Source organism: Geitlerinema sp. CS-897, from assembly GCF_028368005.1.
Classification (GTDB): Bacteria; Cyanobacteriota; Cyanobacteriia; order Cyanobacteriales; family Geitlerinemataceae; genus Baaleninema; species Baaleninema simplex.
Genome location: NZ_JAQNCQ010000176.1, coordinates 1 through 11,756, shown reverse-complemented (window position 1 = coordinate 11,756; position 11,756 = coordinate 1). Strand labels below are relative to the sequence as shown.

Here is an 11,756-nt window from a genome sequence, read left to right as displayed (position 1 = left end):
CTTCCGTACGACTCAAACTGACGTTCGCCCCGATAAGGGTATCGTCGCCCTCTTCGCCACAGAGGGAGTCGTTGCCGATGTCGCCGTATAACAGGTCGTTTCCTCCATTTCCCCAGAGGATATCGTCGTCTTTTCCGCCGTAGGCGATATCGTCTCCTTCACCTCCGACTAGGGAGTCGTCGGCTTCGTTTCCGGACAAGATATCGTTGCCGTCGCCGCCAAAGGCGAGATCGCGTCCGCTGGAATCCGGTAAATCGACGAGTCCGCTGCCTCCGGTGAGGGTGTCGTCTCCCGTTCCCCCCACGATCGCGTCGTCGCCGAGGTCGCCTCGAAGGTTGTCGTCGCCGTCGCCGCCGTCGAGTAAATCGTTGTCTCGTCCGCCGAAGAGGGTATCGTTTCCGGTGTCACCGCTGAGGGTGTCTTCGGCTTCGTTCCCGAACAAGATATCGTTGCCGTCGCCGCCGTCGAGTCGATCGCGTCCGTCGGTATCGTCAACGTTCGGGTCGAGCGATCGCCCGCTGATGCGATCGTCTCCCGCTTCCCCCATGATGGTATCGCTACCGCGATCGCCCCAAAGGACATCGTTTCCGTGACCGCCGTAGGCGCGATCGTCGTCCTGTCCGGCGTAGACAGTATCGCTGCCGCCGCTTCCGGCGATAACATCTTCGCCTTGGTTGCCAAAACTTTCGTCGCCGTCGTCGGGGTCGGCGGTGTGTCGATCGAGGCTGCCCACTAAGCTATCGTCGCCGCGATCGCCGATTTGGATGTCTTTTCCTGCTTCTCCCGAAATCCAGTCGCCGTCTCGTCCGCCGTAAATGACATCTTCACCGTTGCCACCCATCACGGTGTCGGCGTTGGCGTTGCCGAACAGAACGTCTGCCCCGTCGCCGCCTTCGATCCGATCGCGACCGGGATCGGCCGAGGCATCGGGATCGCGTTCGTCTCCGGCGATGGTGTCGTCGCCGAAATCGCCGTGTAACCGATCGTGGCCGCGATCGCCCCAAATTAGATCGTCGTCTTTGCCGCCCCAAATTAGGTCGTCGTCTTTACCCCCGTGGATCGTATCGTTTCCCTCGCTGCCGTTGAGAAGGTCGTTTCCTTCGTTTCCCGCCAGCCAGTCGCGATCGCGATCGTCTCCGACAGAAACACTTCGACCGAGTCCGCCGACGATAAAGTCGTCGCCGCCTTCCCCTCGGATAATATCGTCACCGTCCATTCCTCGCAGTTCTTCGGCGTTATCTCCACCGACAAAACTATCGTTGTCCGACGTGCCGATGCGTCGAGTCGCCACTTGCGGCATCGTCTCCTCTGGTGTTGTCACCGGAACGGACGCCACAAACGCCGTCATAATATCGAGACTGGGGGCGATCGGTGCCGGAGGACAGCAAGACGGTATTTCTTCAACTTCCGATCCGGGCATACCGATGTCGGGATCGGGGTCGGGATCGGGATCGGGATCGGGATCGGGTTGCGGGTCGGGATCGGGTTGCGGATCGGGGTCGGGGTTCGGTGGTGGCGATTGTGCCAAAACGATCGTGCGATCGCTCGCCTCGTTATCGCTCTCGTCGGTTTCCACAACCCCCAGCGGCGGCGCAACGCGAACCGTATTGACTAACGTTCCCGAGGCATTCACATCGACCGTTCCGCTCACTTCCAGGGCGATCGTGTCGTTGGGTTCTAAATCTAACCCCGTCCAAGCCCCAGTTGTGGGGTTGTACGTTCCCTCACTGGGGGAAAACACTGGATCGATCAGGTCTGAAGGTAGGTTTTCCGTCAGGTTCACCTGGTTGAGAACGGCATCGCCCAAATTTTGGACTTCGATGATGTACGTCAGAGCGTCACCCGCCCGAACTTGTTGTTTTCCGTCGGTTTTAGACACCACTAAATCGGTTTCTGGCGTTGTTTCCACCAGCACCGTATTGTTGTCAGTCGCGGTGTTGTTGCTCTCGTCGAGTTCTGTCACCGCCGAAGGAACTTCTACCGTGACGGTATTCGTGACGGTTAGAGGGTCGTTCGGATCGACCGTCAAACTGTCGTCGATCTCTCCGGTAACCGTTAACGTCACCGTTTCGCCGGGTTTGAGGCTTAATCCCGTCCACTCGCCGGACGTGGGGTCGTAACTGCCGCTACCGTTGGTGTCGAATTCGACGGAAGCGGCAACGAGTTCGCTGGGAAGGTCATCTTCGAGAACGAATTCTTCTAGCAGCGACGGTCCATCGTTGGTCACTTCAATGGTGTAAGCGATGGTATCGCCGGGAGCCACGGTGGTTTGTCCGTCAGTTTTCGTGACCCGCAAGTCCGTTTCGGGGTCGGTGATTTGGGTATCGTCGTCCGTGGATTCGTTATCGCTCGGGTCGGGGTCGGTAATCGAATCGGGGGGAGCGATCGTCGCGGTATTGCCTAAAAACGACCCGACAGACGCGTTGGGGTCGATGTAACCCGTGACGGTAAACACGACGGAACCGTTGGCGGGAACGTTGACCACCTCATCGATATCACCAATACCGCTGGCGGTCGTCCCGTCGCTACTTTCGCTCGTCCAAGATACGTCGATGAGGGTATCGGGGAGGTCGTCTACGACACTGACATCGGGAGCGTCTACATTGCCGTCGTTGAGGACTTCAATGGTATACACCACTTGCGACCCCGCTGGGGCATCTGTAACCCCATCGGTTTTCGTAACGCTCAAATCGACTTCGATCGGATCGGGGGGATTGGAAGACCCCCCCGTCACTTGGGTATCGTCGTCTGTGACTTGCAAGCTATCGGGTGGATCGGCGCCGGGTGTGGGAGAGGTGAGGTTGACGCCGTCTGGCGGCAGGACGCTAACGGTGTTGGCCAGGGTTCCGACGGCCGCGTCGGTTACAGTGGCCGTGATAGTGTAGGTGACTCGAGCGCCTCCGTTGAGATCGACTGTGACATCGATCGCATTGCCCGTTCCCGAGCGATCGGCGGGGGTGGGAAAACTTCCAGTTCCCTGAGTAATTGCAGCGCTCCACGTTACGTTCGTCAAGCTGGCGGGAACGTTATCGACAATGCGAATACCTCGACCCGTACAAGAGGGGCCGTCTCCCGAGGATTGGTTGGTTACAGTAATGGTGTAGGTCAGGGTATCGCCGACGTTGACGCTGGTGGTTCCGTCGGTTTTCGTGGCGACGAGATCGATTTCGGGCGTCGGCGTGGGGAGAGAGGCAAAGTCGGAAAATGCGACTTCGCCTTCGATATCGGCGACGTAAGTGGCTCGGGCGTTGGTAGGATCGAGGCGATACAGTTTGAATTCGTTATCGTTGGGATCGTTGGGGGTTTCTTCGCGAACGGTCGTGTAGAGGTTGCCGTCTTCGCCGAAGGCTAACGAACCCGCCTGAGTTTTCGGAAGTCCCGTATCGCCGATAAAGGTCGCGTCAAAAAAGGGTGAACCGGTGTTGGGATCGGTTTTGAGATCGTTGACATCGATCGCGTAGAGCCGATAGATATCTTGTCCGGCATCTCGTCCTGCAACGGAAATATAAAGCCGGTTCGGATTGTTCGGATCGAAGGCGAGATCTCCGCCACCGTTGGTAAACGCGGGACTGCCGCCTTGAATGCGACCGAGGGACGTGGCTTCTCCGGTCGTCGGATCGATGGTGTAAAGTGTGGTCGTCGGCGAGGCCATCGCATAGATAGTGCGATCGCTCGATTGTGCCATTTTACTGAAGCCAAAGTTACCGGTCGAGACGCCTGTGGTTTGGGACAGCGGTGTAACGTTGGCCGGATCGGGATCGGTGGGGTTCCAATAGGCCACCTTGGCGGTACCGTCGGCTTCGAGACCGATATAGTACAAGTTACCGGGGTCGTTGGGATCGTTGGGGTCGTGAGATCTCGCTAAACTCCAGGTGGGAAAGTGGGTGCGACCGACAACGGTTGAGGTTCCGTCTTCGAGGTTGAGAATGCGGATATCGTTGTTGTTATCGACGCCGTATACGAGATTGGGAACGCATCCCAGGATGCCGGTATAGGCGACGACGACGTCTTCGCGAAAGGCGATCGCGGCTCGTCGGATACCGATACAAACGTCGAGACGCCACGGTTGTCCCCCACCGATAACTGTTTCGGACGCGCTGACGGGGACTTGCATCAGCCGCTGTACGCGATCGAGAAATCGCCGACCTTCTGTACCGGCCGCCACGCAACAGCCGTACACGAGAACTTCGCCGTCTGGACGCAAGGCACGACGCCACCGGGCGATTTGCGAACCGTACTGACCGAGGGTATTTTCGTCGAGCTGGGCGATTCCCAAGGCGATCGCACCGGGTCGACCGTGGCTGACAATGTGGAGTTCGGTGAGATTGTGGTAGCGCTGTAAAATTTCGGTAATCTGAACGATTCCGTCTTGGAGAGGATCGAGAACGATCGCTTCGCTACCGGGAACGAGTCCGGCAATCAACGCCGATGTACCTTCGACGTTCGCATCGACGAGAACCAGCCGCTTTAACGGAGAAGCGACCGGGTGGGTCAAACGGGAGTGCATCATTATCGGTCTCGGGCAAGCGTGGAAAGCTGGCGGCGAACAGACCCCAGCACGCTGGAACCGAGCTACTTTCTCAGCGAAAAGTAGCTCGTCTCAAAACATGAAAGACTCACACCAACGACAGAAGTTCGACACGGTCGCTGTGGTTGTCTTACGAAAGCAGATGCACTAAAAAATGTCTCTCGATAGATTTGCCGAGGGATCTTTCGGCCTGGGGTAGATCGCGAGAATCGTTGCAGGATTGGTGTAGATACACACCGTTAAGTCTTATAACGTCGAACGAGCCAGTAGATTTCCAGATCCTGCAAGCCGATCGCCTTACCAATATACTAGACAATTACTGAATTGCTCAGTAAGACTGCGGAGGTAAATTCATGAAAACTTTAAAAAAAAACTATCGATCGGCGAGTTTTTATGAAGATTAACGGAGGTGAGAAACTGCCTTGCGCGACATTTCTCCGTATTTTCCGAACTTTTGTCCGCGTGACTCTCCGTATTTTCCACAGTATTTTGTCCCTCGGAAACGGGATCGAAAAAAACGAACGATCGAGCCAAACGTCACGCTTCTTTCGTCCCGCTGCCTCGAACGAGTGGGTATTCTCGAGCGAGGAAGGCTTCAGCTCGGGCTTTTTGTTCTTCGCGACTCGCTCCATCTCGGGCAAAGGTGTCGTCGAGAGTTGCCGCCAGCAAATCGTCGAGCATGGCTTTAAACTGCGGTCCGGGCTTGTAACCCAACCGTTTCAAATCGCGACCGTTGAGAATCGGTTTCACCTGAGACCATTCGACTAAATATCGCCAAATCTGGCGGCGAACCTCCCTCGGACTCGACAAAGCCACCAACATGGCACTGGGCCAGTCGTACTGCCGCAACGCCCGTACCACGTCGCTCGGCTGGCGAGCGACGGACAATCGGCGCAGGATGTCTTCTCGAACGGACGCTAGCTTTTCTAACCTTTGAATACTGTCTTCGGGAAGTTGCAGGTGTCGCGCCACCGTACCGCGTCGGTCGGGGCGAACGTGAGACAAAATGACTTCTAAAAGGATTTGCCAGTGAGGGGGAGAAGGGACGGGTTTGCGATCGCCAATATCGCGAAACCGATGTAACCAGCGATCGACCAAGCGAACTTGCCACCACATCTGACGGGTCAATGCCAAACCGGGATAAATACACTGCAACGCTCGTAACTCGTCGATTTTTCGCAAGGCGGGTTTCCAATAGGGTGCTTGTAACAGGTATTTCAACTCGTTTTTCAAGCGGGTTTGCAACGCCGGAAGGCGATCGCTGGGGACTTTAGGAGAATTCTCGTGAAGACGAGAGCGATCGTACACGCCACAGTCGAGAGCGTGGCGAATATAACCCTCAGTCTGTTCTTCGATGTCGAACCCCAACCGCACCGCAAAGCGCACCGCACGATAAATCCGCGTCGGATCTTCGATAAAGCTGTTGGGATGCAACACCCGCACCAAGCCGTCTTGCAAATCCAACAGCCCCCCAAAAAAATCGAATAACTTACCGCGATGGGGACAAGTCAACCGCACCGCCAAAGCGTTGATCGTAAAATCGCGGCGGTAGAGATCTTGTCGGATCGAACTGGCTTCGACTTCCGGGTTCGCCGCCGGATAGGGATAAAATTCCGTCCTCGCCGTGGCAATATCCACCCATAAAGAATCGAACACCGGGTCTTTGTGCCACAGCAACGCCGCCGTTTGAAACTGCCCGTGAACGTCCAAACGGGCGGCAGAATGGCTGTTTTGCAGCACCTTCGCCAGTTCGACCCCCGCGCCAACCGTAGCCGAACGATGGAAACCATCGACGACTAAATCGATATCCGTTAAATCGACTTGTAACTCGTCTGGGGGAATGTCTCCCGAGTTCGCCGTTTGAATCGCCAACAGCAAATCGCGAACCGCACCGCCGACGAGATACAAATGCCAACCTCGCTCCTCTGCGGCTTCGGCGGCTTGGCTGAGTAACGTCCACAAGGGTTCGGACACGCTCGATCGCACGATCTCCAGTAAATCCGATTCCCGTTGGAGGAGAAAACGGCCGTTGTCCTTTCCCCCTATCTCGAAACCGCGTCGTTCTGACGCGTGAAGGGGGCAGAGTTTGGTACTGTCTTGATGCAACTCCCGCAAAACGTCGGTTCGGGTAACGATTCCCACCAACTCCCCATTTTCGAGGACGGGAAGGCGTCCGATATCGTATGTCACCATCAACGACTCAATGTCGGGGAGTAAGGTATTCGGTTCGATGGTTTTCAGGTGAGTGGTCATGTATCCCTTGACGGGGGCGTGGTTAAAGCCGTGGTGCAGGGCGATATCGAGATCCCGTCGGGAAATGACGCCGACGAGAGTATCGCCTTCGTTCACCACGGACAGACCGGAATGGCCGTAACGCAGCAGAATGCGATGGGCTTCGCCGATGGTGGTTTGGGGGCGAATCGTCCGCACGGGGGACGACATGATATCCCGAGCCGTCGGCGGTGGGGGAATTTGTCGGTCGAGCGCCTCCCGTAGTGTTTTGACGACTTCCTTGGGGTCGGCATTTCTCAGTTGTGCTGAAGCGGCTTTGGCGTGACCGCCACCCCCGATCTGTTGAAAAATACGGTTGAGATCGGTTTCGGGAACGCGCGATCGCCCGATGACGGCAATTCTCGGCTCGTCGCCGTGGGTGGCGTATTCGTGAACCAGAACGATCGCGTCTGTGTCGGTCAGTTCCAGCAGGCGCGACGCCAACCCCGCCAAACCGGGGACGTAGTGCGGTGTCTGCAATATCACTGAGGCGATATCGTAACCCCAGACGGTTTCGGTTTCCACGGTATCCAACGCCTCGGACAGCAAGTTTTGTAAGGGATCGGACAAACCGGGTTCGATATACTCGGCGATGACGGGAACGCTGGCGCCTTGTTTCATCAACCACGCTAACGCCAAGGCGTCTCGGGGGGTACTGTGGTCGTAAGTGAGCGAACCGCTATCGACGTGAATTCCCAACGCCATGACCGTGGCTTCGTGAACCGTCAAACTCACCTCTCGTTCTTGAAGTTTTTCGGCGACGAGGGTGGTGACTGCACCGAGGGGTTCGATTTCGCGCACAGTGGCGTGAATGTCGGAATTCGTAACGGGGTGGTGATCGTAGAGGGCGATTTCTTGGAGATGGGGCGCATCGAACCAGTCGGCGGCTTTCCCGAGGCGATCGCGGTATTGGGTATCGACGACGGTAATCGAACGGATGCGATCGGGATTGACCGATCGCCGTTCGATCAGCGGGTATTCGTCGCGATGCAACCGCACGAATTCTTCCACCCCCGGATGACATCCCCCCGTCAATACGATACGGGAACCGGGACGCAGCCGCGCCAGTCCCACAGCCGCGCCCAGGCTGTCGAAGTCGGCGGTGGTGTGACAGAGAATTAGATCCATAGAAGGGGAGAGGAGGAGAGGGGGAGAGGGGGAGAAGGGGAGAAGGGGAGCAGGGGAGCAGGGGAGAAACAGTTATCTGTTTGCTGTCTTCACTGGTGACTGGTGACTGGTGACTGGTGACTGTTCCCTGTCTTCACGGATGACTGAAACACTGCTCCTCACGAGCTTCCGAGTAATTGCAGTTTGTACAGGCTGGCGTACAGTCCGTTGGAGTCGAGAAGTTCTTCGTGACTTCCCGATTCGACGAGTTGGCCGCGTTTGAGGACGAGAATGCGATCGACGTTGCGGATGGTTGAGAGGCGGTGGGCGATGACGATCGCCGTTCGGGTTTCGAGAAGGCGATCGAGGGCTTGTTGAATCCAGGCTTCGGTTTTGACGTCTAAGTTCGCCGTGGCTTCGTCGAGAACCATAATCTTCGGATCGCGAATCGCCACTCGCGCAAAGGCTAACAGTTGTTTCTGTCCGCCGGACAGGTTGGTTCCCCGTTCTCGCAGTCGCGTATCGTATCCTTGGGGGAGTTGTTCGATAAACTGCGAGACGTTGGTTTGTTCGGCGGCGGCTTTAATCGTCTCGAACGGATAGGTTTCGCCTAATGTAATGTTACTCTTGACGTCTCCGGCGAACACGAATCCGTCTTGTAAAATCACGCCGATGTGTTGGCGAAGTTCGGACTGACGCAAGTTGCGAATGTCGATTCCATCGACGAGGATACGACCTTTTTGGGGTTCGTACAGCCGACACAACAGGCGAATAATCGAACTTTTTCCGGCTCCCGTCGGCCCCACTAACGCCACTTTTTCGCCGGGACGAATGGTGAAGTTGAGATCGCGAATGACGTATTCGTCGGGTTTGTAGCCGAACCAAACGTTCTCGAAGCGGATTTCGCCGCTGATATCGGATGCGTTCGCCGAAGCGGTGCTTAGCGCGATCGACGCGGTTTCGTGGTGTTCGGGATCTTGAATGTCGATGGGTTCGTCGAGCAAGTCGCTAATGCGTTCGACGGCGGTAAATCCCGATTGCAGGGAGGTGAATTTGTCGGCGAACTGACGCAGGGGATCGAACAACCGTTGTGCGAAGAGAATGAAGGACGCCAGCAAACCGAAGTTCATCTGACCTTCCATGACGCGATCGCCCCCTAACCAGAGTACCCCCGCGATCGCCACCAGGGAAATCCATTCGAGGGTGGCGGAGACGGCGGAATCGTGAAAGATGGTGCGATCGACGGCTTCGATGTACTGTTGGTTGATGCTGCGAAAGGCTTCGGCGTTGTAGCGTTCTCGTCGAAACAGTTGCACGATGCTGATTCCGACGATGTTCTCTTGTAGGGACGAGTTGAGGCGAGAGAGTTCTTCGCGAGCGCGATAGTTGGCTTTGCGAAACTGCTGCTGGAAGTAAATCACCACCGCCGATACGGGAATCAACATCGCCACCAACAGCAGCGCCAACTGCCACTGTACGCTAAACATGACGATGACGATGACCAAAATCGTGGCTAAGTCGGAGACGATCCCGATCGCTCCGGTGGAGAAGACATCGCCGAGGGCTTCGACATCGCTCGTCAAACGGGTAATGAGTCGTCCGACGGGGGTGCGATCGAAGAAACTCGACGACAGAGACGTGACGCGATCGAAGAGATCGTTACGAATCTGCATTGTCATGCGCTGTCCGACGATTTGCACCAGAAAGCTTTGCACGCTGTCGAGAACTGCTCGCAGCGCGATCGTCAAAAACAGCAATCCCACGAGAATGGCAATTCCGTCGGAAAAGGTTTTTCCGTCGAGGAAAAAGTACGTCGGTTCCTGGCGGATGAAGGAAATGGTTTGTCCGACGAGGATCGGCTGAACGGAACCCGCCAACGACAGGGGAACGAGCAACGCGAACGCCACCCAGAGCAATTTCTGGTTGCGTTTGGCGTAGGGAACGAGACGTAAAAAGAGCCGCCAGTCGTTTTCGCGGCGTCTTCGCGGGGTGCGATCGGAGGTCATAGCGGGCAGGTTGTCGGTAGTCAATTACTCATTATCGCGATCGCCGCCCTGTTCGCGCAAACCCGGATGCTCTCTTCTAGATGGCTGTCGGGAGCGTCACCGACTCGATATCGATCGTTTCGTCGGAATCGCGATCGAAAAATGTCGGGGGTGGAAGATGAGCGAAGGAATTACCCGCACCTCGATACAGGGGGCGATCGAACAAATCAGGTTCGGTGACATATTGAGGTAAGGGAAATTCAAAGGTATTTTCACCACGCACCGCCACAAAGATTAACCGTTTCCTCAATTGTGGCGTCCCGTAATCTGCCGCCAGCAGCGTTTGATGCTTGACGCCATAGCCAATTTCTGCAAAGGCTTTATAGATTTCTTCTAGCGCGTTTGAGCTTTTGACTTGTGCGAGTCCGTAAACGTTTTCTAAAACCACAATTTCAGGATTTAAATGCTAGATATGTTTGAGATAATCACGATAGAGTTTTCCTAGCGGATCGATCGTCCCTTTTTGCTTTCCCGCCACGCTAAAGGTTTGACAAGGCGGGCCGCCAATCGTGACAATTGGCCGTTGTCCAATGGTTTTTAAGGCTAACTCTGGGCTACATTCGCGAATATCCCCTAGGTGAAAGTTCCACTGGGGTTTATTGAATTGAATTGTCGCACCGCAGGCGCGATCGATGTCGGTGGTAAATTTCGTGACAAACTTGATATTTCCTGTAACAGATTCAAAACCCAAATCGAAACCACCTGCCCCGCTAAAATAGGATGCAATGGGGATTTCGCCTCGATATCCACGAGATTCTAAAAAACTCGCAACAGATTCCGCGATCGCCTTAGCTAAGCGAACGGGAACTGCATTCCCAATTTGCTGCTGGACTTGTCCTAAATTACCAACAAATACATAAGAATCTGAAAAATCTTGCAAGCAAGCCGCTTCGCGAGGGGTAATATACCTGTCTTCCGTGGGATGTACGAATTTGTTAAAAATATAAGCAGTGACTGTTAAGCTGGGCTTGTCTGGTAACAGCCTTAACAATCTCATGTTCGGACCGCCAGTTTTTTTCGCCCCTTTTCTGACAAAACTGTGATGCTGTAAATGGAGCGGTAAATCTGACATCTTCCCTCCTGGCGGTAAATGTCGGATTCTTTCGAGAACGAGATCGCTATTTTTTCGAGCAATATGATTGTATATTTCCACAGTAAATCTCCCCTCAAAAAAGAATATTCCAGACAAATTATATAGTCAAAGCATCGATTAAATTTTTCGTCGATCGCTATGGTCGATCTCAACATTTTATCTTCAAACGTCCACAAGATATCGTAAAACGGTTCGAGATATTCTGGTCCGTGACGATAGGCAGGTAAATTTGAAATTAGGGCTGTTTTGATATTTTTTACTTGAAGTTGCTGTTGAGCTAAAATTCCTAGCTTTAATGTCTGGTAAATTCCCTTTTTGATATCGTCAGTTCGATCGAGTCCTGCACTTGTTTTGGAATCACTAATCGATCTTTTAGACGGCCAGTCAAATTTTTCTTTAGCAATTCTTGGAGGTTGGCCAGAAGCATTCGACAGATAATAGAGTGAGTTACTTCGATCTTTGTTTTTATACGCCTCTCGAATTTCTGACCACCTTGAAATAATAGCCCTCATTTTTTTTTGATTTTTGTCGTCGGTGATATAGTCGATCGCTCCTTGGAACGGCCATAATCGGCTCTTCCGACCTTGGTGTGTAGGGTAAATGCTTGTAGCCTATATCTGGAAAGGAATTTCGCGATTTGAGCGGACTTTTTATACCGTTTAGCAAAAACTCTTTTCCTGTAAGGATTTCAGCGATTTCTTGCATAGTAAGT

Annotated in this window: 5 protein-coding genes and 1 pseudogene; all 6 read right to left on the bottom strand. The window is 54.5% G+C overall.

From position 1 onward, the window contains the following. On the bottom strand, positions 1-4,510 hold a 4,510-nt coding region (locus tag POG22_RS10920; protein ID WP_498905231.1), incomplete at its 3' end, for a DUF4347 domain-containing protein. 555 nt (positions 4,511-5,065) lie between these two features. Next, positions 5,066-7,927: a CBS domain-containing protein gene (locus POG22_RS10915; RefSeq protein WP_498905230.1), complete on the bottom strand. Its 2,862-nt coding sequence runs from the start codon at positions 7,925-7,927 to the stop codon at positions 5,066-5,068. Positions 7,928-8,085: 158 nt separating this feature from the next. Further along, entirely contained in the window at positions 8,086-9,912 is a 1,827-nt protein-coding gene (locus POG22_RS10910; RefSeq protein WP_498905233.1) for an ABC transporter ATP-binding protein, read from the bottom strand. A 76-nt stretch (positions 9,913-9,988) separates the two neighbouring features. Then, positions 9,989-10,948, bottom strand: a pseudogene (locus POG22_RS10905) (DNA cytosine methyltransferase). Beyond that, positions 10,945-11,556 carry a hypothetical protein gene (locus POG22_RS10900; RefSeq protein ID WP_498905229.1) on the bottom strand — a complete coding sequence of 204 codons (612 nt, stop codon included), beginning with the start codon at positions 11,554-11,556 and terminating at the stop codon, positions 10,945-10,947. The pseudogene POG22_RS10905 and the gene POG22_RS10900 overlap by 4 nt, the downstream one beginning before the upstream one ends. After that, the coding region (locus POG22_RS10895; protein ID WP_498905228.1) for a hypothetical protein at positions 11,510-11,756 on the bottom strand (247 nt) is incomplete at its 5' end. The genes POG22_RS10895 and POG22_RS10900, both read right to left, overlap by 47 nt.